We start from the raw sequence: 25,201 nt of genomic DNA, 5'->3' as shown, positions 1-25,201 counted from the left end.
GGCGGGCAAAAAGGTCCTCACATCGGCAGCGCTGAAAGCCCTGCACGCAAATGTGAAATCTCATCATCGTTGATTGTGTGGGAGGCACCGGGATAGATCCGCTCGGTCACACGGGCCCCCATGCGGATCATCAGCTGTGTTGTCTCCTGCACGCGGCCCAGCGGAATATGCGGGTCATGGTCCGAACAGCCGAGGAAAACGCCAGCGCCTGCAAGCGAGCCTGCATAGTCGCGCGGCGTGCCGGGCGGGCCAATGGCACCCCCGCTGAGGATGCCGATGAACCCATAAGGAGCGGGGTTCCGCAGCACCGTCTCGCTGGTGAGGCACGCGCCCTGGCTGAAGCCGATGACGGCCAGCCGCGCGGCCTCCGTTCCAGCCTCTGTGATATCTCCGATGATGGCCGCCACCCGGTTCAGCGCGCGCGTGAGGTAGGGCTCATTGGCATCCGTGGGCGCCATGAAGCTCTGCGGATACCAGCTGTGGCCCGCGGCCTGCGGTGCCAGATAGCAGAGATCCGGCATGGCGAGGACGTCCGCCAGCGGCAGCATGCTCTCGGCCGTGGCACCCCGGCCATGGATCAGCAGCACAACGCCCTTGGCGCGCGCTGGCGGCGCGCCGGCGCGGCGGAGTTCATGCCGCGCGATTACATTCTCAAGGCTCATGAGAGATGCCTCCCGATCGCATGCAGCGCCTTCTGCGTGACGATGCTGAAATGCGGATTGAGGAAATCAGGCCAGCTTGAGAGCTTGACCGCCACCATCCCGTAATCCCAGTTCACATAGATCATCTGGCCGAACACGCCGCGCGCATAAAGGCTGCGCGACACGGAGTCTTCGATCCACCACTTGTTTTTGTAGGCGCCTTCCGGGAGAGACACCGTATAGGGCGCCCCGAAATGCGCATGGTTGCCGTTGCGCGTCGCCTCCACCCAGGAGGCGGGAATGACGCCGCCGCCATTTTCGAGATAGAGCAGCCCCACCCGCGCATAATCCCTGAGACAGGCGTTGAAGCCGCCATCCGCCAGCGCACTCCCCACGGAATCGACCGTGAAACTGGCGCTCTCTTCCGCCCCCATCGGCTGCCACAGCTCATCGGAGACGATCTGCGCCAGGCGTTTTCCCGTGGCGCGTTCCATGCAGAAGCCCAGGACTTCGGTTTCAATCGAGCGGTAGGAGAAGCGGTCGCCGTGGCGGCATTCCAGCTTACCAAGGCCCAGCACCTGTTCGAACACATGGCGCGGCCAGCGGAAGGACGGGTCACCCCCCGGCGGCACGGGTTTCCAGCCCGAGGAAACGTCAAGCTGCCCGATATCGGAATAGGCATCCGTATAGGTCTCATCGAAGGTGACGCCGCTTGCCATGTCCAGCACATGCTGCAGCAGCGCGCCGCGATAGGCCGTGTCGTTCAGTTCCGGAATATACGTCGTGACAGGCGCATTGACATCGAGCAGCCCCTTGCCCACCAGCACGCCTGCTGCCGCCGCGGTGACGGACTTCGCCACCGACTGCGAGAGATGCAGCGTGTGCGGCGTCATGCCGTTGAAATAGCGCTCATGAACCACGGCACCATCCTTCAGGACGATGAAACCATCCGTATACGTCTCATCGAGAAGCCCGGCGAGCGTGGTCCTGCCGCCAGCGACGGAGTCGACCTCCAGCCCGTCGAGGTCCTCCTCCCGGCGCTCTAGACCCCGCACTGGCCCGCTGCCGCGCCAAACCTCCGCCGTGGGCAGAAGCTGGCGGATGTTCTGGAAACTCCAGCGGTTCCACGGGGGTCTGTCCCACTCCATCCGCGGTGGAACCAGGGCGGGCGGGGCACCTTCCATGATGGGCGGGCGCGTTTGCGAATTGCGGTAGGAGGTCATGTGCTCTCTCCAAAACAGAGAAGGGAGGCCGAAGCCTCCCTCCGTGACCGCTGCTGCGGCTTACTTCATCAGGTCGGTCCAGATCCTGGTGTAGAACTCGACCGCTTCCGGCGGGCAGGCGAGGGCGAAGGTTGCCTTGCTCTGCATGTCGGCCGGAATGGAAAGCTCAGGCGCGTCCTTCATGTCGGCCGGCATGAACTTGTCGGAGCCCGCGATGCCGTTGGCATAACGCGCAAAGGCCGAAAGCCCTGCTGCGTTCTCCGGGTCCATCACGAAGTTCTGGAACAGCTTGGCATTCTCGACGTTCTTGGCGTCCTTCAGAACGGACAGATTGTCCATCCAGATGGTGAAGCCTTCCTTCGGATAGCCATACTTGATGTCCGGGTTCTGCAGGCGCTGGCGAAGGGCAGAGCCATTCCAGTCGCTCGTCGCCAGATAGTCGCTCTTCGTCATCTTCTCGATGGTGGAGTATTCCATCGCAACCCAATTGGGTTTGGCAGCGACCAGCGTGTCGCGCGCCTTCTTCAGCACTTCCTTGTCGGTGGTGCAGCGGGTGCCGCCATTGTAGACGATGGCCGCATCGATCACGTCCGTCATTTCCGGAACGACGTTGACCTTGCCCTTCAGCTCATCCGGCGTGTTGAAGAGAATGCCCCAGGTGTTGACGTCACCCTTGTAGGCCTTGGTGTTGACGGAGACACCGACCGTGCCCCACTGCCACGGCACCGAATAGTGCCGGCCCTTGTCATATTCGACATCGACCCAGCGCGGATCGACATTCTTGAAGTTCTCCATCTGGTCGGGCCTCGTCTCGAGCAGCAGGCCTTCCTTGATCCAGATCGGCATGAAGTTGGCGGAGGGCACAACCATGTCGAAGCCATGGCCGCCGGCGCGCACCTTGGCCAGTGCCGTGTCGTTCGAGTCGTAGTCGGTGATCGACACCTTGACGTTATACTTCTCTTCGAACTTCTTGACGACCTCGGGGCTCGTGTAATTGCCCCAGTTGTAGATGTTGAGCACGCCTTCGGCGAAGGCGGGCGCTGCCATGGCCATCACCATGGCGGCGGCGGCCAGCAAAGTCTTGGTTTTCATCGTCATCACTTTCTCCCTGTTGAACGTCCTTAAGTCTTCTTTCGGCTGATGAAGAAGAACACCGTCACCAGCAGAATGGATATGCCGAGGAACACCGTCGAAATCGCGTTGATCTCCGGCGTCACCGAGCGTTTGAGCTGCCCCAGCATATAGGTCGGCAGCGTCTCCTGTCCTGCGGATTTCACGAATTCGGTGATGACCACATCATCGAGCGAGATCACGAAGGCCAGCATGAATCCGGCAAGGATCGCGGGCGACAGGAGCGGCAGCGTCACCCGGCGGAAGGCAGCCCAGGGCGGCGCGTAAAGATCGGCCGCCGCGCGCTCCAGCGTCAGGTCCATGCCTTCAAGCCTTGCCCTGATCGGCATGTAGGCGAAGGGAATGCAGAAGGCCGTATGCGCAGCGATCAGATAGCCCAAGCCCGAATAACCCGTCCACACCTTGATGCGCGAGAACACGATGAGGAGTGCCACGGCAGTCACGATCTCCGGCACCATGAGCGGCTGGTTGATGAAGGCATATTTGAGCGTGAGCCCCCGGTAGGGCGCTGTGCGGGTGGTGGCGATCGCCGCCATGGTGGCGCTCACCGTGGCGATCGTCGCCGCGACCACCGCAATGAGGGCTGACCGCATGGTCGCCTCCTGCACTGCCGTGTTCTGCCAGGCGGATTCGAACCAGCGGAGGGAGAAGCCCTCCCACACGGCGACACTCACCCCGGCATTGAAGGCATAGAACACGAGTGTCGCCACTGGCAGATAAAGCACCGCGAAACACAACAGCGCGATAAACGGAAAACCCGGCTGCGCGATGACGGAAAAGCCTCTAGACATGATGGCCTCCAGACTTCCCCGTGTTGCGCACATAGACGAGGAGCGCCAGAGTCACGATGACCATCAGCGTGATGGACAAGGCGGAGCCAAGCGGCCAATTGCGTCCCTGGCCGAATTGCAGCTCGATCAGATTGCCCAGCATCATGTTCTTGCCGCCGCCCAGCACGCGCGGGATCACATAGGCACCGAGCGAGGGGATGAGCACCAGAATGGACCCTGCGATGATGCCCGGCTTCACCAGCGGGATGATGACCCGCCACAGCACCTGCAGGCGATTTGCGTAAAGATCATAGCCCGCCTCCACCAGCCTGAAATCCAGCTTCTCGAGAGAGGCATAAAGCGGAAGCACCATGAGCGGCAGATAAACATAGACCATGCCGAAGAGAATGGCCCAGTCCGTGAACATGATCTGGATCGGCTTGTCGATCAGCCCCAGTCCGAGGAGTGCGGAGTTGATGATACCCTCATTGCGCACCACCTCCTGCATGGCGAAGGTCCGGATCAGGATATTGGTCCAGAACGGGATGGTGATGAGGAACAGCCAGATGTCGCGGCGGCCGGGGGCCCTGGTCGCGATGAAATAGGCCGTGGGGAAGCCGAGGAACAGCGTGATCACCGTGGTGATGCACGCAAGCTTCAGTGAGCGCCAGAAGATCGAGAGATTGGCCCAGGCAAAGCCCAGCGTGTCATCGAACATGTCACGCTCGAACACCACGTTGAACCAGCCGTCGCTCGAGAACTGCCAGTATTTCACGTCACCGTAGTCGCCCTTCACCATGAAGGAATAGAGCACCACGATGGCGAGCGGCCCGATGGCAGCGAAGAAGATGATGAGAAGCGCCGGGGCCGAAAGAAGCCACCGGCTGCGGATGTTGTCGCGCTGGGCCTTGCCGGCTGCCGCTTGTCCCACACTCATGCTCAATCCCTCAGGACCTGGGCGGTGCCGGCGGCAATCACCAGGCCGACCTTCTCGCCCTCGGCATGGGCCTCGGGGCCATTGCCGCTGTTCTGCTGGCGCACCATGATCTGGGCGCCGCCTTCGAGGAGCACATGGTAATGCGTGTCCGTGCCGAAATAGACGATGTTCTTCAGAACGCCATCGAGAAGGCCTGCTCCGGCGGCGGCAAGCCGCGTATGTTCGGGGCGGAGCATGACTGTGACCTTGCCTGAAGGCACGTGATCCTTGGGAAGCGCTGCGTCCAGCACCGCGCCCTGGTCCAGCCTCACCTTTGCCGTACCACTGCCCGCTGAAACGACAGTCCCCTCAAGGAAATTGGTCTCGCCGATGAAATTGGCGACGAAGCGTTCCGACGGCCTGTCATAGATCTCGCGCGGGGAGCCGATCTGCAGGATGCGGCCCTTGCTCATCACCGCGATGCGGTCTGACATGGTGAGCGCTTCTTCCTGGTCATGCGTCACGAAGATGAAGGTGATGCCCGTCTGGTGCTGCAGGCGCTTCAGCTCGATCTGCATGTCCTTGCGGAGCTTCGCATCGAGGGCCGAGAGCGGCTCGTCCAGCAGCAGCACCTTGGGCTGCGGAGCCAGTGCCCGGGCCAGTGCCACGCGCTGTTGCTGGCCGCCTGAAATCTGGCTGGTGCGGCGGTTCCTCAATTCCTCCATGCGCACGAGCTGCAGCATCTGGGTCACGCGCTTGTCGATTTCGGCTTTGGGCTTTCCCAGCATCTCGAGCCCGAAGCCGATGTTCTGGGCAACCGTCATGTGGGGAAACAGCGCGTAGCTCTGGAACACGGTGTTGACGGGCCGCTTGTAGGGCGGCAGCGGCGCAATGTTTTCGCCGTAGAGGAGGATTTCGCCTTCGGTGGGGAAATCGAAGCCGGCAATCAGCCGGAGCAGCGTGGTCTTGCCACAGCCCGAGGGGCCCAGCAGCGTGAAGAACTCATTTTCGCGGATCGATACCGAAACATTGTCGAGAGCCTTGACGGCATCCTGCCCCGACCCTTGAAATAGTTTGGTGACGCCTTTCGCCTCAATGGCGGTCTGGCCTGAGCCCAAGATAATCCTCCCCCGGATCTTTCGCCGGTTGTTGCCCGCATCCTATGCCCACCGCCGCCAGCTTGCCAATGGGTTGCATTGGCACGGCGAAGTTGACGCAGGAGAAGGGCAGCGCCGGACCGGCAGCGCTGCCCCACGGGCTCCGAGATTACTCAGATCGACCAGCCACCGTCGATCACGAAAGTCTGTCCGGTGATGAAGGCTGCCTCATCGCTTGCGAGATAAACCACCAGCATGCCGATTTCATCGGCACGGGCCATGCGGCCCATGGGCTGGCGGGAGATGAAGGCATTTTTCGCCCCCTCGAAATCGCCCGTGGCCTTCAGCCTGTCCATGAGCGACGGGCTGTCGACCGTGCCCGGGCAGATGGCGTTCACGCGGATGCCCTTCGAGGTGTAGTCCGCGGCCAATGCCTTGGTCATGCCGATGACGGCCGCCTTGGTGGCACCATAGACGAAGCGGTTCGGCACGCCCTTGATGGAGGAGGCGGCGGAGGCCATGTTGACCACGACGCCATTCCCGCGGGCGAGCCAGCCCGGCATGAAAGCCTTGATCATCCGGTAATGCGCCTTGACGTTGAGATCGAAGGAGAAGTCCCACGCCTTGTCATCGGTCTCCATGATGGTGCCGGCGTGAACATAGCCCGAGCAGTTGAACAGGATGTCAGGCGTTCCCACACGCGCCGCCGCGGCATCGACCGCTTCCTGCTTCAGCACATCGAGCGTGAAGGTTTCGATTCCCGCCTGTTCCGCGGCGAGGGACTGCAGGGCTTCGGCATTGATGTCGGTGGCCCAGACCTTGGCGCCCTCCTTCGCCAGGCAGATGGCGGAGGCACGCCCGATCCCCTGGCCTGCTGACGTGACGATCGCGGTCTTACCTGCAAGCCTTCCGGCCATGGACTTCTCTCCCGTTAAGCTGTTCTACTGGGGGCCCCAATTACCGCTTCGGAACGAGCCTTGTCCATGAGTAACGAAACATGACTGCCACGGATATCTGCTACCTGCCGGCCACAAAGGCCCTTGCGCTTTTCAAGGGCCGGAAACTATCGCCCGTGGACCTCGTCCAGGCGCTGATTGCGCGCGCCGAGCGCGTGAACCCCGCCATCAACTGCCTGGCGGACCGCTATTTCGACGAAGCCCTCGAACAGGCACGGCGCTCCGAGGCGCGCTACATGGCGCGCGATGCGGAAACCCTGCCCCTCGACGGCATTCCCCTGGCGGTGAAGGACGCCCAGCGCGTGGCGGGCAAGCGCACCACGCAAGGCTCGCTCATCTTCAAGGACTGGGTGGATGACCATTCGGACCCGATGATCGAACGGCTGCAGCAGGCGGGCGCCATTATTCTCGCCCGCACCACCACGCCGGAATTCTGCCTCTCCGGCATCACCGCCTCCCGCATTTGGGGGGTGACGCGCAATCCGTGGAACACCGAGTGGGGGCCGGGCGGATCCTCCGGAGGCTCCGGTGCAGCCCTGGCGGCGGGGATTGCAACGCTCGCCACCGGAACCGATATCGGAGGTTCGATCCGCATTCCCGCCGGGGCTTGCGGTGTTGTGGGCTACAAGCCGCCGCATGGCCGCAACCCGGATGGTCCGCCTGCCAATTTCGACCGCTTCAACCATTGCGGCCCGCTGACCCGCAGCGTGGCCGATGCGGCGCTGATGCAGAACGTGACCTCGGGCCCCCACCCGCTGGACCATGACTCGCTTCAGGACAAGGTGACGCTTGGCCTGGAACCCGGATCGATCAAGGGCATGAAAATCGCCTATTCGCTGGACTTCGGCTACGTGCCCCTTGAGGACGACGTGCGCCGGAACACGCTGGCCGCCCTTGAGGTGTTCCGCAGCCTTGGTGCCGTGGTGGAAGAGGTGGACCTCGGCTGGACGGGGGAGGTCGAACGCAATGGCCTCCACTGGTATAATCTCATGCACTTCGGCCGCCAGACCATCTGGCACCTGAAGGAGAGCGAAGCGCTGATGACGGATTATGCCATCGCCTTCGCGAAAGTGGCGCAGGAGGCCACCACGGCGGATGACGCCCACAAGCCCTGGGAACAGGCGCACCGAATGTACCAGAGCCTGGGCCCGGTGCTGGCCGCCCATGATCTGCTGATCTGCCCCACCAACAATGCCCCGTCAGTGCGGGCGGAGCATGACCCGTGGGACCCCGATTTCACCGTGGCAGGCAAAAAGGCGGACCCGGAATTCGGCTGGGTGATGACCCACCAGTTCAACATGCTGCACAATTGCCCGGTGCTTTCAGTGCCCTCGGGACACGCCGGAACGAAGGTGCCGACGGGAATCCAGATCGTCGGGCGGACCTGGGATGATGAAACCGTATTCCGCGCTGCGCTGGCCTATGAGCAGGCCCTCGGCGGCTGGTACACAAAACCGGAAAATCGTCCAAAAATTGACTCCGGCCCTTGAAAGACCGGAAAAGATACCTATCTAGGCTTCATGGGCTGGTCACTCACCATTGGCAGGATTGCGGGAACCGACGTCAGGCTCCATTTCACCTTCCTGATCTTCCTCGCCTGGATCGGCATTGCCGACTACATGGCGGGCGGGCCCGCCGCTGCCCTGGATTCCATCGTTTTTCTGCTGCTTGTGTTCCTTTGCGTCACGCTGCATGAGTTCGGCCATATAATGATGGGGCGGCGGTTCGGCATCCGCACGCCGCAAGTCATCCTCTCCCCCATCGGGGGCATTGCCAGCATGGAGCGCATGCCGGAGAAGCCCGCCCAGGAACTTCTGGTGGCCATTGCCGGCCCCCTCGTCAACGTGGTGATTGCGCTTGTGCTGGTGGCGGCAATCGGCCTCAGCCCCGGCCTCCTTGCCTCGCTCGATTTCGACCAGGCAACCCTTGCCGAACGGCTGCTGCTGGTGAATGTGACGCTGGTCCTCTTCAACCTGATCCCGGCCTTCCCGATGGACGGAGGCCGCGTTCTGCGCGCCCTGCTGGCGATGAAGATGGGGCCTGCGCGCGCCACCGCCCTGGCCGCCCGCATTGGGCAGGGCTTCGCCATGCTCTTCTTCGCGCTTGGGCTGTTCTACAACCCGATCCTGATGTTCGTCGGAATTTTCATCTATTTTGCAGCCACGGCGGAGCAGCAGCAAGCTGCCTTCTCGGGCTTTGCCGCGCGTCTGACCGTGATGGATGCCATGGAGCCCTCCCCCATCCTGCTCACCACCGCGCAGCCCTTGTCCGCCGCTGTGGATGCGCTGCTCTCCTCCCCGCAGAAGGAATTTCCCGTGCTGGACGGGGACGGCCAGATTGCCGGCATTCTGGACCGGGATCAGATGATCCTGGCCTTGCGGGACCAGGGTGCTGCGGTGGCCGTGAACGAGGCGATGCGCGCCTCCGAGCCGCTGCAATTGCATGAACCACTCGCCGCCGCTTTGGCCCGAATGCGAAGCCGCGGCGTCACGGCGGAGGTGGTGGCGGATGCCGCAGGCCGCGTGGCCGGCATCCTCACCCGTGAGAATATCGGCGAGATGATGATGGTGGAAAGCGTGCAGCCGGGCTGGCGCTTCCGCAGGCGCTAGCGAACGGCGGGTTCAGCTGCTGGGAAGGCGGATGTCGATGGGCAGGCTGAACTGCCACTGTGCGGGATCCGGCACGCGCGGGGTTCCCATCAGGCGCTCGCCCTTCAGCACATCCCAGGTCACCACATCGACCTTCCCCTGATCGAGATCGAAGTTGAGAAGCTGCAGGTAGCGGCCGCTGCCGTGATCGATCATCAGCTGGTGGACGGTGTTTCCGGCATCGCCCCTGGAGCTCAGCGCCATGGTTTCCGTCTGGCTCTGGTCGCCTGAGAGGACGAGCGCGATGTTGCCATGCTTGCGAACGAGTTTCTGCCACAGGGCTTCGGACGTGTTGCCCTCAGCGCCATGGCACTTGACCCAGCCCATGCGGCCCTTGGGGGCATCCGTAAAATCCTGATCCCCCACCGGACGCTCCACAGGGCCCAGCCACATGTGGGTGATGACGACGGCCATGCGGCCGGCATGCTGCTTCAGAACGTCATCCGCCCAGGCCACCACATTGTCCGGCGCATTGCATTCGAGATGCAGCAGGAGAATGTCATGCTGGCCTGCGGTGATCAGCTGATAGCTGTTCACATTGTTGCCGGATGTGTTGGGCTTTGCCCCTTCCTGTGGGAAGGAGCCGCCATACCAGGTATAGTCCTTGAATTTCGATTCCGGAAAGTATTCCTGAAACAGCTCTGCCGTGCCGCGGCTTGCCTCCATGTCATGGTTGCCGGCATCAATGCCCAAGGGAATGCCGGCATTCAGGATCGCGTCAAAGGAGGACCTCACGACAGTCCAGCGCGACGGCGCATTCCTGTCCACCATATCGCCCAGATGGGAAACGAACACCGTGTTGGTGTCTTCGCGGTGGCGGATGATCCACGCCACCGCCTGCTCGAGATAAGGGTTGCGGATGCGCGGCCATGTGAAGGGCATGGCAGACCAGTCCTGACAATATTGCTGCGTGTCAGGAATGACGGCAAGCGTGAAGCGCCCGGGCTGCTGTTCGAAAGGTGCCGTGCCGGACGCGGGACCCACGTCCTTGCAGGCCCTGAGCAGCAGCGGCGAATCCTTGACCGGCCCCTGAACAATCGCACCGGCGATGAACAGCCCTGTTGCGAGAATGGCTTCCCGATACACCACGCTTTTCCCTGGCCGTTTCCGTGGAGCCGTTTACCGCACAGGAGAGAGCCGGAGGCAACCCGAAAAACGCATTCAACCCACTGCACGTATTCTCGTGCGCTTGTAAGTTGACACAGGAACCGCGTTCACAATTTCATTGATGGCGGGGCGGAAATATTCGTCGAAGGGCATCGATGTCCAGTTGTGATGATAGCGCACGGATTTGCTGAGCTCGCTCACCGGGCGCGCATAGGAGGCGTGCTGCGGAACACCTTCGAATTCATAGGCACGCTCGAACTGCGGCTTGACACCCTGGTAGGGCTGGAGGAATTCGAAATCGATGATGCGGATGTCTCCCGCCTTCGTCACCAGAATGTTGCGCGGGCCGAAATCCCCGTGGAAGAAGCCGCGGCTCCAGAAGGCATGGGCGGCGCCCACAAGCAGGCGTGCCACCTTCTGCTTTTCGGCATGGCCGAGGCTTTCGGGGTGAAGATAATCCGTCTCCGGAAAATATTCCATGATGATGCGGCCGGGCGACCTTTCCAGCACGGCCGGCATCGACACGCTGCCGCCGAACAGCTCCCGCGCGCGCACTTCATTGCGGCAGAGCTCTTCAGAGCCGAAGCGGAAGGTTTTCTGGATGGCCCTGCCCGTGCCGAAGCGCACGAGGTCGGTGCGTGACCTGCGGCCTTCGGACAGCACCTCCAGCACCTCTTGCGAAGAGGCGAGGCGGTCCCTGCGCTGTTTCACCCAGGCCGTGCAGCGCTGCAGCAGTTCGGGATTGGCGCGCGAGATGAACTCGAAGGCCTCGCGCTCATTGTCAGGCGAATGAACGGGGTTGCAGCGGCGCCAGAACATCCGGCGCTTGTTGAAGAGCTTGCGGACCTGATCCTTCAGCTCCGCCACGTTGCGGTTGAGCAGCAGCGCATGGGCCTGACCTGGAACCGCCTGCTTCGGGTACCAGTCATAGCAGATGATGAAGCTGTGCGGCTTGCCGGCGGACGCCCAATAGGGACCCTTGCCCCAATTGCCCCCACGCAGCGCGCTGACCGCGCGCACTTCCGCATCGGTCAGCGTATAGACCTCCAGCACTTCGAGCCGTGCCGCCTGCAGAAGGTTTACGGCGTCGCGCAGGAAGGCGCGGTCCATTCCGCCCGCGTGACGCACGGCGAAGAGGACGAGTTCGCCGGTGAGCCGGATCTCCTCAAAGGAGGGCAGCCCGGCAAAGCGCACAAGCTCCGGCCGCTTGCCGGCAAGCTTGCCCAGCATGTCGAGTGGCGGAGCAAATCCATTCTCCGTGAGCCAGCCGTGGAGACTGTCGGCCGTAATGGGGAGCGATAATCCTGCCTCCGCTGCCGCCAGAGCGAGCTCTGCCCGGTAGTCATGCTCGAGCGCGCCTGCAGCCACTGTCCCATCCGGTGGGACCATGATGCCGCCCGTGTGGCCCTTGTGGTAGAGCGCGTGGTAGGCCAGCGAAGCAAAATAACTCCGGGGCGAGGGAACATAGACTGCGTCACGCCACAACCTGCGCCCGGCCAGAATCTCTGCCGCCAGGGCCAGCGGAAAATAGGCGAGCTTCTTGGGGCTGTTGCCGCCCGGCTGATCATGCAGGTAGACATCCGCGCGCTGGCCACCGCGTTTGGAGGTGAGCATGGGTTCGATCAGCAAATAATCGTCACTGTGGATGAGGATATCGAAATCCTCACCTTTCTCGATGTGCGGGAAGTCTTTCCACCAGCGGAGCAGCACATAGCGCGCGCCCGCTTCGTTGAGGGCCTTGAAGAAGCCTTCGGAGGTGAGGGATTGCCTGATGAACTTCTTCTTGGTTACGCGTCTCTTCAACACCGCTGCGCGCCCTTGTCCTGCAGCGCTTCGATTTAGCGGATCAGCAGTCGCACGTCCTTCATCAGAATGTTAAAATTTGTTGCAGTGAGCCGCAAAGAATTCTCAGCTTTAGTCCGGCGCATAGCCGAAGGCCTCGAAATCCCTGGCAAAAATCTCTGAAACCAAAGCACGCGCGGCAGGGGTGAAGTAATCCCCCCGCTTGTCCTGGGCGCGGGTGGCATGGGGTGAGCCGATTTTTCGGAGTGCCGCAAAGTCAAGGCGGGCGGCCGCCTGGTCGGACACGTGCGGGACTTGCGCCAGAAACTGCCGCATGTCCGCTTCGTAGCGTTCCATGTGGATGATGTCGGTGAAGACACCCACCGGCAGGGCAAGGGAGTTGAGTTGCAGGTCCCAGTGCAGATCACGCCCGAGGGCGCCGTCCCGCAGCCAGCGCAGGAAATCTTCGAAGCCTGCAGGCGAGATGTTGAACGTCTGGCCATAGCGGCGCATGGCCACGTCGCCGAAGAACTCGAACTTGAACAGGAAGGACGAGAGCGCCCGGGAATAGGGCGAGCGGACGACCACCATGTAGCGCGCCTGAGCCAGCGAGAAGCGCCCGGTGAGCCACGCACGATAGAACAGCAGGTGCTGCCCCTTGGACTCCGGAATGCTCCGCACCTTCCCCACTTCGAGACTGTCGAGCAGAAGCATGGTGGTGGTGTTGGCGTTCTTTTGGATGCGGTTATAAACCACGCCGAGCTTTGGAAACACCGCGAGGCGCTTGACCGTGGTCTTGTCGATTGCCGTGCCGGGAAGCGCGCGCTCCAATTCACGGCGGATCAGCAAGGCCCGCGCATCCGTGAGGCCGAGCTTCTTGGCGATCCGCGTGGCCGCCGAGGCCTTGGGCAGATGCTCATCCCCGGCCGTGGAGGATTTTGTCCCCAGTTCCACGTCCAATGAGGGGGCATTCCTTGCCATCACTTAACTCCCAGCTCTGCCGATTACGATTGCTGCACTTTGGAGCCGGAGGCAAGCCTTGTGCGGAGGTGCCCATCACGGGCAGGAATAGTGATAGCGTTCGATGTCTTCCGCGAACATCTGGGCAATCACGGCCTTGCCCTCGGCAAAGCCTTCGAACATGTCTGCCGTCTTCGCCCGCTTGGGCCGGTACTGGCCCTTGGCCCTCATCGCATCGAACTCGGCATAGAGCGTCCCGGGCAGGCCGGTCTGTGCTGCAAAGCGGGTGATCCCCTCCTCGAAGGCTTCGAAGCGGATCATCAGGTCAACAGCGCTCTGGCCATCGATGTGCGTGATCAGGCGGTTCTTCTTCAGCACGGGTGGGTGGGACAGGAGCCACGCCCGGAAATGCGCAGGCGACGTATCATCCTGCCTGCGGTGGCTCCAGAAATAGCGGCTGACCGCAAGATCATAGGGATTGCGCACGATCGACACCTTGAGCGCGCGCCCGAACAGCTCTGCCCCGAGCTTTGCCCTAACCTCAGCGGCGGGGATATGGTTGTAGAATGTCTTGCTGGCCTTCCTGAAGCCCAACCGCTGGAGCAAGCCCGGAGGTTCCAGATAGTTCTGCGGGCCCGGAAAGCCCAAGGCTTGGCGCGTCTTCTCATCCTCATCCGAGATTGGCGTCACGATATCTGCGGGATCTGCATATTTCGAGAGCACGATCTCGAAGCTGGTGCCTGCCGTCTTGGTGGTCTTGAGAAAGATGAAATTGTGCTGTGCTGAATAGATCATGTCTCTGCCCCTCCCGGGCCTTGCTCCGGCAGCGTCATGAGCCCCGCCGCGATGAGCTGCGAAGGTGCCGTGTATCGCGCCGAGTGCGGGCCGTGGAAGCCCAGCCTGCGCTGCTCCATGACCCGCAGCATCTCCTCGTAATGGGCATATTTCTGCCCCTTCCGCGCATGCGCCTTGAGGCGGATCGCGGTTTGTATCTTGGCATAAGTATCACCGGTGAACTTGAAATGCGCCATGGCCAGCATGATTTCTGGCGGCGGCGGCACATTGGCCGCATGCGAGGCCACCATGAAGGTGGCGCCGTCATAGAGGATGATGGGCGTCTTGAACCACGCCGCACTGGGCACGCCCCAGGGGAGGCGCGCATTGAGCCAGCGCGGCAGAAAACTGAATGCCGGGGGAACATTGCGGATGCCGCACAGGCGGAACAGGCGCTCGGACGCCGTTTCGCCCGTCTTGGCCGGCTGTTGACCGGGCGTGAGCGTGATGAAGGGAACCGCATCGAAAAATCCGAATCGCGTGAAGAGCTCCGAAACATCGGCAGGGGCTGCGGGATCGCCAAGTTCCTCGAGTGTCTCGGGATAGAAATCGATGAGAGACGCAGCGACGGATTTCCAGCCGCGCTGCTGCATCAGCGCCACGACGTCTGGAACCCGCGGCAGGCTGGGGGGCAGCAGCAGGAACTCGTCAGCATCGGCAATCAGCACATGCTGGCCCCTGAGATAGTGGTCCGGCACCACGCGCTTGAAGATGGGGCCCGCGCGGCCTGAAAGACCGGTATGCGAGGGATCGCTGATCGTCACATGCATGCCGAAGCGGATTGGCGACATGCCGGAGCTGCAATCGGGCTGGGCCGCAAGATATTCGCTTGTGCCATCGTCGGACGCATCATCGACGATCACGAACTGCTCGATGCCCAGCGCCCGGTAGTGCGCGAGGAAAGCCGGAAGAATATAGATCTCGTTCCGCATCACCGCGAAGAGCGTCAGCGGGCCGTTCTGGATGGGCCGGTTGAAGCGCACGGACAGTGCGAGTTCGGTGGCGGAGATCTCCGTCATGCGCGGCTCTTGAGCTGGGGAAGCGCGCGGCGCAGGAACTGGGCAGCGCGCTCCACATTTGCAGCAACCGGCTCATCGCTTGAAAGCTCGAGGATCGCGGCTGGCGAATGCTGGCGGTAGAGGGAAACCAGCGTTGCGTAGAGCTCCGCCGCGGGGCCAAGCCTTCTGATGATTTCAGCTTCATCCATCCGCTCATAGCGGCTGTTGCCGCGCGGCCGGGCGTGGATGCGGGCTGCAGCAACCTCAGGCCTGACGCTGACCCAAATGATCACATCGGGCCCCGCGCCTGCGAGAAGGCGCGCGAAGGCGGCCAGCCGCTCGGGCGAATAGCGGGTGCGATCGGCCACTGCCGACCACAGCCGCTGGACCAGCCCCTGCTCCAGCAGAAGCGGGGCGGCCAAGCCGTGCTGATAGACGTAATGCGCCTCGATGAGCTTGGCGAAGCGGTTCGGATCATTGGCGGCAAGGGGCCTGAGCGACAGAAACAGGCCTGCGGCTGCCGCCAGCAGCCGGGCATCCGCGCGAAACGGTGCACGCGGCACCTGCGGGCCCAGCAGGCCAGGGTAGATCTCGCGCAGCGCCCGGGCGATGGTCGATTTTCCGGCCCCCGGCACGCCGACGAATTCGATGATGGGATCACGGCGTTGGCTTGGCATGACCCTCCCCTTCCGCAGTGCCACGCAGCGCCTGCCACACGGCCCGCTTTGCCGCCAGCAGCACCTGGTCCAGCGGCTGCGCGGCATCGATCACCACCACGCGCGCGTGGGGGAAGCGAAGCAGCCCCGTGATCTCCGCCTTGCGCCGGATGGTCTCGGCATTGTGGTCGGGCTTCCGGGCGTGGCCAACCTCGGGCGGGATCGAGAGCTTCACAACGAGGTCAGGTGAAAGTGCTTCCGCCGCATCGAAGGCCGCCAGTTCCGCCCGCGCCGCCCAGGCGAAGGACTGGCCATCCTGAAGCCGCGGGCCATCATAGATGCCGAAGACCTGCGATTGCGGGAACCGGTCCAGCACCGCGATGCTGCCATTGGCCGCGAGGCGATGGGCCTGCCTGAGGGCGCGGACCTTCGCCCGGATGGCCACAAGATGATGAAGCGACAGGAGCTTGCCGATGAACCCCGGCTTGCGTCTGGGCTTTCCTGCACCACTCTTGGTCTTGACCTTCGATGACGTAGGTTTGAAGCCATGCCGCAGCCTGTCGGCAAGGCGCGTGCTGCCCTGGCCCGAGCCCATGTAATAGCCATGAACGTCCAGCTTGTAGCGCAACCATTTGCGGATCTCGCGGGTCACCGTCGATTTGCCAGAACCATCGCTGCCGATGAAGGAGACCACAAGCCCCTTCCCCAAAACCGTCTTGCCGGTGACGGTCTGGGGCCTGAGCTTCCGAAGCTGCTTCGAGGTGTAGGCCTCGAGATTGAGCTTGGCGGCCGTCACGAGGGCCACCGGCCAGGCCATGCGCTGTGCCGTGCCAAGCGCGCGATAGATGCGGCGGCTGAGGGCGAGAACCTCCGTGTCTGCTGGCGGCGGCTGCCGGACGAGGCCCGCGATCTCATCCGGCGCGATACCGGGGAGGAGCTGTGCGGCGAGGCCTTGCAGCGTGCCGGCATTGCAGCGGCCGAGCAGCCAGTCCAGTTCGCGGCGCACATGAGCGGGAAGGCGCGGGGCAAAGGCCCGGCGCCACAGCGGCATCTTGGCCCACATGCGGACGAGCAGGATCAGCAGCTCCATTTCAGGCGTGGGCGTGGGCCAGGCTGCATCAAGCGCATGCGAGGTGTTGGCCAGCAACTGATCGCCCCAGGGCAGCCGCAGATGCTTGACGCGCCTCAGCCCCGTGACCAGCGCGAAGTGGAGGTGAAGGTGCAGGAAGCGCCCGCTCGCCTCATCGAAGGCCAGCCAGTCTTCGACATCGGGGTAGCTGGCCCAGGGACGGCTGACGATCTGCAGGCAGTCTTCCACGCGGAGCGTCTCACGAAGCGCACCCTGCCGCGCGGGATCGGCGAACATGTCAATGTCGGTCAACCCCGCAAGCGCTTGCGCCAGGTGGCTGTTGCTTTTCCAGTGCACGAAGCCATGGCCTGCGGCGGACAGCGCCTGCCCGAGCGCCGTCGCCTTGGCGAGCGGCTGCAAATCAGGCCCGGTAATAGTCATGATACCAGTTGGTGAAGTGTCGAACGCCCGTCCTGTAATCCGTGGTGGGGCTGAAGCCGGTCAGGCTCTTCAGCAGGCTGTTGTCTGCCCAGGTGGCGAAGACATCCCCCTTCTGCATTTCCATGTAGTGGCGCACGGCTTTGACGCCCAGGGCCTCCTCCAGCGCATCAATGAAATCGAGGAGCCGCACCTTTTCCGAATTGCCGATGTTGACAACCCGGTAAGGCGCCACTTCGGACAGGCTGTCATTCCCGGCAACGGGCTCTCCCTTGCGCGGCGGCACGTCGATCAGCAGGCGGATGGCCTCCACGAGATCGCTGACATAGGTGAAATCCCGGTAGAGATCGCCACCATTGTAGATTTCGACCGGGTTCCCCTCCAGCATGGCACGGGTGAACTTGAACAATGCCATGTCCGGCCGGCCCCACGGGCCATAGACGGTGAAGAAGCGGACCGCCGTCGTCGGGATGCCCCAGAGATGGGCATAGGAATGAGACAGGGCCTCGCCTGCCTTCTTGGTGGCCGCATAGATGGTGAGCGGCTGGTCTGCCTTGTCCGTCTCGCGGAACGGCATTGCGGTGTTTCCGCCGTATACGGAGGATGTGGAGGAGAGCACGAGATGCGAGACCTGCGCGAGCCTGGCACATTCGAGCACGTTGAACGTGCCGACGACGTTGCTCTCGATATAGCTCTGCGGATTTTCGAGGCTGTAGCGGACACCGGCCTGCGCCGCGAGGTGGACGATCACATCTGGCGCGAAGTCCTGCGTGACGCGGGTGAGGAGTGCCAGATCCTCCACGCGGCCAAGCGTCGAGGTGAAGGCATTGGTGCGGGCAAGCCGCGCATGGCGGGCCTGCTTCAACGTGACGTCGTAATAGTCGGTGAAGGCATCATAGCCATGGACTGCCATGCCCTCCGCCAGCAGCAGCTGTGCCAGATGATAGCCGATGAAGCCAGCCGTACCCGTGATCAGAACCTTGCGCATGACCTCTTGTAACCGATTAACGGAAAAACGCGCGCATCATCGTGACGGCATTGCAGGGATAGACCCGCAAGGTGCGCAGCGTGCGCCACAGCCGCCAGGAGAGGGAGTCGCGTGATTTGTACCAGGGAAAATGCAGGAGCCGCGCCGTCGACTCATTGGCGGAGCGGAACAGCAGGCCGCGCAAGGTGCGCACGTTGAACTCCGGCGGAATGGCGATCACCTTCACCTCCGGCATCTCCCACAGCAGGCGGCGCATGACGGGCTGATCCCACTTGGCGTTCTCCTTGCGGAAATCCTCGGACCAGCGCGCGAAGAAGCGGCCCACGTGATCGCTCATCCGGTAGTAGAAAACGCCGCCGTTGAAGCCGGTGAAGCCGGGCTCCACGCCTTCTCCCTTGAGCCTTGCGGTGGCGGAGGACACCGGGTGCCGGTTTTCCACATGGCAGGCTGCGAGATCATAGCGGCCAAGAAGGCCGAAGGGTTCCACGATGCTGCCGATCACCCGCGTGTCGCTGTCGAGATAGAGCGTATCGCGGAAGGGCGTCAGCGGAATGCAATCCAGCTTGGAGCGCCGGTGCGGGTTTTCAATCTGGCGGCGGATGTCGAAGGCCGGATCATCCGACGGCACATCGCTGAACAGGCAGATGGGCAGCTCCGGATGGATGCGCTTGGCAGAGCGCGCCGAGCGTTCCGCATCCCGCACGAAGGCCGCGCCAACCGCGATGTAGACGATGCCTCTTTCGTGCTCCACTTAACCGCTCCTTCGCCCGCGCGTGCCGTGCGGCGAAGTTCACCCCGCCCAAGCCAGTTAGGGCTTGCAATCCCCGGAAACTCGTCTAACCCAATCGAGGCTTTCGCAGTTGCGGAAAAACCCTCGGATTTGGAGGCCGTTTTAGGCGTCCATCCGCCGTATTGCAAGCGCAGGGACCGCAGGTAAACCCATGCGGGAACGTGGGATTTCGGGACCTCCGGCATGGTCAAGCTGTTCAAGTTGTTTTTCGGCGCGGAAGGCACACGGCCGGTTCTGGTATTGGTTTCGCTGCTCTTGTCCTCCCTCTGTGAGGCGATCGGCATTTCCGCACTTCTGCCCGCGATTTCCATCATCTCCAACGGGCCGGGCAGCGATTCGGCCGTGGGGAAGGGTTTCGAGCGCTTCCTGCAGGCAATGGGCCTTCCACCCACGCTGGAAACCATACTGATCCTGATCTGCGCGGCCTTCATCCTCAAGGCCATCATCAGCTTCCTGACGCTCACCTATGCGGGGATTTCCGCGGCACAGGTTGCCGTCAGGCTGCGCCAGCGGCTGATCGATGCGCTGTTTCATGCCAATTGGCGCTTCTATTCGAGCCAGGCGAGCGGGAAATTCGCCACCGCCATCAGCGGCGAGGCCACGCGCGCCGGCGATGCCTATCTCCTGGCCGCGCAATTCTGCGCCATGGCGATCCAGTCCCTGATCTATGTGATCGTCACGCTGCTGGTGGACTGGAAACTTGCGCTGCTTGGGATTGCCGTGGGCGGCGTGATGGCCTGGGCGCTGCGCTTCCTGGTGCTGATGTCCAAGCGGGCCGGCCGCAAGCAGACGGATGCCACGAAAGACCTGACGGTCAAGACGGTGGAGCTGCTTGCGAACATCAAGCCGCTCAAGACCATGCAGCGCTACGAGTCCTTCCAGTCGGCGATCCGCCAGGCGATGCGAAGGCTCAAGCGGGCCCTGACGCGCCGTGAAATTGCCCGGCAGACCCTGTCCCAGATCAGCGATGTGGTGACGATGCTGGCGCTGGTGGCCGTGATCTATGTGTCCTTCATCTATTTCCATGTGTCCTTTGCCTCGCTCCTGGTGAGTGGCCTCCTCTTCATGCAGGTGGTCGGCAATGTGACCAGGCTGCAGAAGCTGCAGCAGCAGTTCGTGCAGGCCGAAAGCGCGCATGACCGGGTGACGCAGCTGATCAGCCTGACCGAGGCCAACCGCGAGCCCGCCTTCGGCAGCCTGGCACCCGATGCGGGTGCTGATTTCCGCTTCGAGCATGTGAGCTTCGCTTATGACGGCGAGCCGGTGCTGCATGACGTGAGCCTGACCATCCCCGCCCGCGAGATCACCGTGCTGAAAGGGCTTTCGGGCAGCGGCAAGACCACCTTGATCGACCTTCTTGTGGGCCTCCACCGCCCGCAGACGGGCCGCGTACTGCTGGGCGACACGCCGCTCAACGCTCTAAACATCGCCACGCTGCGGCGGCGCATCGGTTATGTGTCTCAGGAGCTTTCGCTGCTGCATGCGCCGCTGCGCGAGAACATCTGCCTGGGCGATGAAAGCCTGACGGACGCCAATGTGGCGGAGGCCGTCAGGCTTGCGGGCCTTGAAGAGTTCATCGCCTCGCTCCCCCATGGGCTTGCCACGAGTGCGGGCGAAATGGGTGCCAGGCTTTCAGGCGGCCAGCGCCAGCGCATCGCCCTTGCGCGCGCGCTGGTGACGCGGCCCGACATTCTGATCCTCGATGAGGTGACGAGCGCGCTGGACCCCACCACCGAAGCGGAGATCGTGAGCAACATCCGCAATCTCGCGCATGCCTTCACCATCATCGTCATCACCCACCGCGATGCCTGGGTGGAGGTGGCGGACCGGCTCTATGAAGTGCGCAGCGGACACGTGACGGAACTGAGCAGCACTGAGGTTTAAAGGGTCCACGGCGGATTGGCAGAGGCTGCTTTCTGCCCTAGCATAAGCCTGTCGAGAAGCTGACAATGAGGGGAGGGCTCGGACGATGACGGTGAAGAGCCATTTCTTTCCCCTGCACCTTCTGGCCCGCAGCGCCATGCAGCGCGCCGGGGTGAAGGGCCGGAGGCCCAAGCTGTTCTTCATCGGCTTCAACAAGACGGGAACGAAGACGCTCCATAATTTCTTCTGCGACAACGGATATCTCTCCGTCCACAGCTCCAGTTACATGGCGCAGAGGCTCAAGCTGCCGCCCATTGCCAAGCTGATGCAAGCCAATCACGAGGCCGGCCTGCCGCTGCTGCACCATCTTGACCATTATGACGTGTTCTCGGACATGATCTTCCTATCGAACACGGAGGTGATCGAGGGCAATGGCTGGTTCCGCGAACTTCACGCTCAGCATCCCGATGCCTATTTCATCTTCAATGACCGGCCGGTGGAAAAATGGGTGCTCTCACGCCTCAGCCACGACGGTGGGCCGCGCGGCAGCTTCGTGGCGCGCTATGCCAGTGCCATGAAGATTGACGAAAGCCAGGCCCCCGATCTCTGGCGCGCCCATTACGCCCGCCACAAGGCCGAGGTGATGGCGCATTTCGAAGCCTATCCGCGCTTCATGATCTTCCAGATCGAGAGCGGCAAGCCTCAAGACCTCGTGCGCTTTCTGGCGCCCGATTACCGGCTGGATGCCAGCTTCTGGTCACTCAGCGGCAGCAGGGCTCAGCGGCACCGGAATATGCGGAGCTAGTACCTCGGACCCCGGTCCGGAATAGCCATAGATGGGGTTCAGGTCCTCGCGCACCATGCGCTCAATGGCACCTGCCTGTTCCTCGGTTACATAGTCGCGCCAGCCACCCACCTTGCCGCGGCGCACCTTGAAACTCGACGGGTCACTGGCATCACCCGGTTTCATGCTGCGGTGGGCGCCGGTCTTCTTGGCGTTTTCCTGTTCCATGCGCCGCATATTGTCCAGCGAGGCGAAACGCACCGCATCTTCAAGATCGATTGCAGATGGCGCCTGTCCAAAGAACTCCAGCACGCGGCGGAGTTCGCCTGCCGTATCCTTGCGAAGGTCCTCATATTTGACGACCATCAGCTTCGGGATCGCGCTCATCTGGTCAGCCCAGTCATTCATGAATTCGATGATCTTGGGAACGCCCGCTTCCACGCCGGCGATGAAGTCATGAACGCTGACATCCTCCAGCGGATAGTGATTGATCACCTTCTTGCGCGCCGTCATGCGGTGCTTCCACTGGAAGAATTGCGACACCGCCGTATCGCACGGGTCACGCACCAGAAGCACGACGGGGAGCTTGCCATAGATCTCCGCCTTCCGGTCATGGCCCAGATAGTCCTTCAGGTAATTGTCATGTGTGAAGAACAGCACGGGCGCATTCGTAAATCGATTGCGGAATTCATCAAGGCTCGAGACATTGTCGCAGGCCGCTCCGCTCCTGTGGGCGAAATAGCGCCACAGCAGCACCCGCAGCCAGGTACGCCCGCTCTTGCCGAAGGAGGCAACAACTCCATCCGAGGAGTCGAGCTTCTTCTTTTCCTCGAATCCCCTGAACCAGCGCTCCAGCCTGACCCCTGTGTCCTGGGGGAGGGCGAGAGAGCTGTAGGAGATCAGCTGACGAAGGCCCGTCCGGACATCAAAGGCATTGGGAACATACATCGGCACAGGGCCTTCCAGGCTGAGTGAGCTGTTGAATCTAGCAAACGAAACCGATTTCAGCAATGTAACCCAAATTCAACGAGAGCGTGTTTGTTCCGCCCTTTCGATATTAAAGGCGAGAAGGCTGGCGATACGGCTCTGCCCGGCAGGCCCCCGTTCCGCCCGTTGATGGATGTCGAGGTCGGGCTTGCCATTGCCCTCGATGATCATCGCACCATCAGGGAGCATGGCCACGTCCCAGCCGACGACGATTCGCTCCGGAAAGGCCTCATGCGCCTTGACGGCCAGTGCCACCACCTGGTCCCAATGCGGCAATGTGCGGCCTTTGAAGAGAGCACCACTCACCGGATGGGTGTCCCGCCAACCCACATCTGGCCTGATGCCGATATCGGACGCGATTCCGATGACACCGGTGTTCAGGTCCACCGCCGTGGCAAGACCGCCCTGGTGGAAATTATCGACCACTGAATTGCCGATTGCCATGCGGAAGGCAGCGTTGGTGGCCTCCGGAAGCCCCGCCTCGTTGCGGCAGGTAAGAAGCCGCACCGTGGCCAGCGCGCCATTCGAAATGTCATCCAGGGCCGGATCGTTGGACAGCCGCGGCTGCACCAGGAAATCATCCTTGAGCGACTGGCGGGTGAGCTTTGCCATCAACTCCTCGGCCGTCAACACCTCGCCATGGGCATTGCGGTAACGCGATTGGCCGATGAAATCCCAGCGCTCCATCCTGTGTCCGCCAGAGCCCGAGCGCGGCTTCACGAAGAGATCGCCCTCCGGCAGAATTTCGCTGCCGCCTTTGAGTGGCTGGCGCTCGCCCCTGGCGAAATGCATGAGCACGGGCACGGCCCTGACCCCCTGTTCATGGCAATGTTCGGCAAACCAGATCTTGTCATCCATGCCGTCGGACTGGGGCGGAGGCTGCAGCAGCGAATAGGCGGGCCCAATCGTTTCATGCGCCGTCAAATAGAGGGCCGCCTGCTTCTTCCGGTCCGGCAGATAGAGCTCGAACATGTAGTACCAGAAGGGGGCGATGGCGAAGCGTGCCGCCATCTCCACCTGGCCCAGCACCTGCGCGGTGATGCTGACGCCAGAGCGCGCGGCAATGGCGCGGCTATTGCGGCGGGTGAAGATGAGGATCGCAATGGGAAGTGCCAGGAACCAGGCAAGTCCCGCAACCAGCCCTTTCAGGACGCCGAAGGGCAACCGCCAATAGCTCCAGGCATAATAGCGGTGCAGATATTCGGCGGGCGGCAGCGCCAGCGTGGGGCGCGGGCGGAACATGCGGCGGAGCGCCATGGGAAGGCCTGCCACCATATAGGCAAAATTCTCGCCAAAGCGCAGCAACGCCTTCCAGGCTGCACCTTTCAGCGCAGCGATGCGGTTGCCAAGGGAAGTGTCAGGCATCAGGTCAGAACTCAGACAAGGTTGGATTCGTGACGCCGCTCATAGGCCAAAAAGCCCGCGGATGCGAGCCGCCGAGCGCGAAAGCTCATCCCCCGGCGGGAGTCCTGCCGGAGCGGCCGGAGCCTCGCCCAGCCATTGCGCTAGGCCCGCGGCGATGAGCTGGCGGTGGACGACCCTGAGGTCGCGCGAGAACCGCGGCGGCGCCACATTGATCAGTGCACGGAACAGCGTTGCATCGGCACTGCGGCCACGCCAGCCGATAGGCGCCTGGCCCTCGCCCTCCGCCCGCATGGCGAAGCGGCCGTCCTCGATATCAAAGAGCAGCACCGGCTTTCCCGTGCTGGCGGCTTCCGCCATCATCGATATCGAATCCGCCGTCACCACGATCTGGCGCGCAAGGCCGAGGAAGGCGTGGAACGGATTGTCCTGACCCGCCTCTCCCCACCGGTGCATGACATGCGGCACAGTGAGGCTTGCTGCAAGCGCATCTGCCTGCACCAGCCCCGTGCGGGCGCTGGTGGTGATGAGCAACGATCCGCCATCAGCGCTGGCCAATGCCGAAGCGGCCTGGCCGAGCCTTCGGGCAGCCTCGGGCGTGAACAAGTAAGGCCCGCTGCTGCCGCCCACCAGCACGGCGGTGAAGGGCCGCGGCAAGTGCCGGAGCCGCTCCTCCCAGCGCGCAGCCTCATCGGCGATCCGCTGCGGCGTCACATCATGCAGCGGTAGCAGATTGTGCAGCACATTGGGCGCTTGCGGCAGCCGGTACTGCGGCGTGGTGATGACCAGATCGAACTTCGCGAGCGCCGACCAGGGCGTTCCCACGAAGACGATGCGGAGCTTCGGGTTTTGCCGCTTCAGCCAGAAACACACAGCCTCTGCCCCGCGGCCGGACGCGATCACCAGATCAGGCCATGGTGCTGCGAGCGCGCTCGAACCCGCGCGGTCTACACCTGCAAGCGTGGCAAGGCTAAACAGCCGCAGCAGGCCTTCGGAGCGCCGGTAGGAGAGGCGCTTCACCTCGAAGGGCCAGCCAAGTGCGGCGCTGATCGCGCGCAGCTGGGTATTGTCCCCCGAATGCGGGCTCTGCAGAATCCAGACCCGTGGCATGCGTTGTTGCAAGCCTGAATTCCCGTTCTCTTGCAATGGTTTAGGCCCTTGTGACAGAGAGCCGCGCAGGCGCGGCGTTTGAAGCTCACGC

General features: G+C 62.7%; 23 protein-coding genes. 4 read left to right on the top strand and 19 right to left on the bottom strand.

The window, feature by feature from the left end; all coding sequences use genetic code 11:
* Positions 1–17: 17 nt before the first annotated feature.
* From ACO06F_RS14260 to ACO06F_RS14230, 7 genes are all read right to left on the bottom strand, one after another.
* Positions 18–662, bottom strand: coding sequence for an alpha/beta hydrolase (locus ACO06F_RS14260; protein ID WP_421693414.1), 645 nt, complete (start codon positions 660–662; stop codon positions 18–20).
* A complete protein-coding gene (locus tag ACO06F_RS14255; protein WP_421693413.1) occupies positions 659–1,864 on the bottom strand; it encodes a serine hydrolase domain-containing protein in 1,206 nt (401 codons plus the stop codon). Before ACO06F_RS14255 ends, ACO06F_RS14260 begins: the two co-directional genes overlap by 4 nt.
* Before the next feature lie 60 nt (positions 1,865–1,924).
* Positions 1,925–2,962 (bottom strand): extracellular solute-binding protein, encoded by a 1,038-nt coding sequence (locus tag ACO06F_RS14250; protein ID WP_421693412.1) that lies wholly within the window; start codon positions 2,960–2,962, stop codon positions 1,925–1,927.
* A gap of 23 nt (positions 2,963–2,985) precedes the next feature.
* Entirely contained in the window at positions 2,986–3,786 is an 801-nt protein-coding gene (locus ACO06F_RS14245; RefSeq protein ID WP_421693411.1) for an ABC transporter permease, read from the bottom strand.
* Complete coding sequence (locus ACO06F_RS14240; RefSeq protein ID WP_421693410.1) at positions 3,779–4,702, bottom strand: ABC transporter permease; 924 nt, start codon at positions 4,700–4,702, stop codon at positions 3,779–3,781. The genes ACO06F_RS14245 and ACO06F_RS14240 overlap by 8 nt, the downstream gene beginning before the upstream one ends.
* A gap of 2 nt (positions 4,703–4,704) precedes the next feature.
* A complete protein-coding gene (locus ACO06F_RS14235) occupies positions 4,705–5,799 on the bottom strand; it encodes an ABC transporter ATP-binding protein (RefSeq protein WP_421693409.1) in 1,095 nt (364 codons plus the stop codon).
* Positions 5,800–5,951: 152 nt separating this feature from the next.
* Positions 5,952–6,695: an SDR family oxidoreductase gene (locus ACO06F_RS14230; protein ID WP_421693408.1), complete on the bottom strand. Its 744-nt coding sequence runs from the start codon at positions 6,693–6,695 to the stop codon at positions 5,952–5,954.
* A gap of 80 nt (positions 6,696–6,775) precedes the next feature.
* On the opposite strand from ACO06F_RS14230, the gene ACO06F_RS14225 reads away from it, so the two are divergent.
* Positions 6,776–8,224 (top strand): amidase, encoded by a 1,449-nt coding sequence (locus ACO06F_RS14225; RefSeq protein WP_421693407.1) that lies wholly within the window; start codon positions 6,776–6,778, stop codon positions 8,222–8,224.
* Between the two features lie 30 nt (positions 8,225–8,254).
* Complete coding sequence (locus ACO06F_RS14220; protein ID WP_421693406.1) at positions 8,255–9,343, top strand: site-2 protease family protein; 1,089 nt, start codon at positions 8,255–8,257, stop codon at positions 9,341–9,343.
* Positions 9,344–9,355: 12 nt separating this feature from the next.
* Here the strand turns inward: ACO06F_RS14220 and ACO06F_RS14215 are convergent, their stop codons facing one another.
* From ACO06F_RS14215 to ACO06F_RS14175, 9 genes are all read right to left on the bottom strand, one after another.
* Positions 9,356–10,468: a metallophosphoesterase gene (locus tag ACO06F_RS14215; protein WP_421693405.1), complete on the bottom strand. Its 1,113-nt coding sequence runs from the start codon at positions 10,466–10,468 to the stop codon at positions 9,356–9,358.
* A 75-nt stretch (positions 10,469–10,543) separates the two neighbouring features.
* Positions 10,544–12,292 (bottom strand): hypothetical protein, encoded by a 1,749-nt coding sequence (locus ACO06F_RS14210; protein ID WP_421693404.1) that lies wholly within the window; start codon positions 12,290–12,292, stop codon positions 10,544–10,546.
* Between the two features lie 111 nt (positions 12,293–12,403).
* Positions 12,404–13,252 (bottom strand): sulfotransferase family 2 domain-containing protein, encoded by an 849-nt coding sequence (locus tag ACO06F_RS14205; protein WP_421693403.1) that lies wholly within the window; start codon positions 13,250–13,252, stop codon positions 12,404–12,406.
* Positions 13,253–13,327: 75 nt separating this feature from the next.
* Positions 13,328–14,026 (bottom strand): hypothetical protein, encoded by a 699-nt coding sequence (locus ACO06F_RS14200; protein ID WP_421693402.1) that lies wholly within the window; start codon positions 14,024–14,026, stop codon positions 13,328–13,330.
* A complete protein-coding gene (locus ACO06F_RS14195; protein WP_421693401.1) occupies positions 14,023–15,084 on the bottom strand; it encodes a glycosyltransferase family 2 protein in 1,062 nt (353 codons plus the stop codon). The genes ACO06F_RS14200 and ACO06F_RS14195 overlap by 4 nt, the downstream gene beginning before the upstream one ends.
* Positions 15,081–15,740: an AAA family ATPase gene (locus tag ACO06F_RS14190; RefSeq protein ID WP_421693400.1), complete on the bottom strand. Its 660-nt coding sequence runs from the start codon at positions 15,738–15,740 to the stop codon at positions 15,081–15,083. Before ACO06F_RS14190 ends, ACO06F_RS14195 begins: the two co-directional genes overlap by 4 nt.
* Positions 15,721–17,229 carry a hypothetical protein gene (locus ACO06F_RS14185; protein ID WP_421693399.1) on the bottom strand — a complete coding sequence of 503 codons (1,509 nt, stop codon included), beginning with the start codon at positions 17,227–17,229 and terminating at the stop codon, positions 15,721–15,723. The genes ACO06F_RS14190 and ACO06F_RS14185 overlap by 20 nt, the downstream gene beginning before the upstream one ends.
* Positions 17,210–18,214 (bottom strand): NAD-dependent epimerase/dehydratase family protein, encoded by a 1,005-nt coding sequence (locus tag ACO06F_RS14180; protein ID WP_421693398.1) that lies wholly within the window; start codon positions 18,212–18,214, stop codon positions 17,210–17,212. Before ACO06F_RS14180 ends, ACO06F_RS14185 begins: the two co-directional genes overlap by 20 nt.
* Positions 18,215–18,230: 16 nt before the next feature.
* A complete protein-coding gene (locus ACO06F_RS14175; protein ID WP_421693397.1) occupies positions 18,231–18,965 on the bottom strand; it encodes a putative nucleotide-diphospho-sugar transferase in 735 nt (244 codons plus the stop codon).
* 222 nt (positions 18,966–19,187) lie between these two features.
* On the opposite strand from ACO06F_RS14175, the gene ACO06F_RS14170 reads away from it, so the two are divergent.
* Both ACO06F_RS14170 and ACO06F_RS14165 read left to right on the top strand, forming a co-directional pair.
* Positions 19,188–20,888: an ABC transporter ATP-binding protein gene (locus ACO06F_RS14170; RefSeq protein ID WP_421693396.1), complete on the top strand. Its 1,701-nt coding sequence runs from the start codon at positions 19,188–19,190 to the stop codon at positions 20,886–20,888.
* Positions 20,889–20,973: 85 nt separating this feature from the next.
* Positions 20,974–21,672: a sulfotransferase gene (locus ACO06F_RS14165; protein ID WP_421693395.1), complete on the top strand. Its 699-nt coding sequence runs from the start codon at positions 20,974–20,976 to the stop codon at positions 21,670–21,672.
* Here ACO06F_RS14165 and ACO06F_RS14160 read toward each other — a convergent pair.
* From ACO06F_RS14160 to ACO06F_RS14150, 3 genes are all read right to left on the bottom strand, one after another.
* Positions 21,625–22,599, bottom strand: coding sequence for a sulfotransferase domain-containing protein (locus ACO06F_RS14160; RefSeq protein ID WP_421693394.1), 975 nt, complete (start codon positions 22,597–22,599; stop codon positions 21,625–21,627). The genes ACO06F_RS14165 and ACO06F_RS14160 overlap by 48 nt on opposite strands.
* A gap of 75 nt (positions 22,600–22,674) precedes the next feature.
* Positions 22,675–24,003 (bottom strand): sugar-transfer associated ATP-grasp domain-containing protein, encoded by a 1,329-nt coding sequence (locus tag ACO06F_RS14155; RefSeq protein WP_421693393.1) that lies wholly within the window; start codon positions 24,001–24,003, stop codon positions 22,675–22,677.
* Between the two features lie 39 nt (positions 24,004–24,042).
* A complete protein-coding gene (locus tag ACO06F_RS14150; RefSeq protein WP_421693392.1) occupies positions 24,043–25,110 on the bottom strand; it encodes a mitochondrial fission ELM1 family protein in 1,068 nt (355 codons plus the stop codon).
* Between the last annotated feature and the right edge of the window lie 91 nt (positions 25,111–25,201).

This window comes from Aestuariivirga sp., assembly GCF_965227715.1.
Taxonomy (GTDB): domain Bacteria; phylum Pseudomonadota; class Alphaproteobacteria; order Rhizobiales; family Aestuariivirgaceae; genus Aestuariivirga.
Note: the sequence above shows the minus strand (reverse complement) of the source record. Positions and strands in the feature narration are given on the sequence as shown.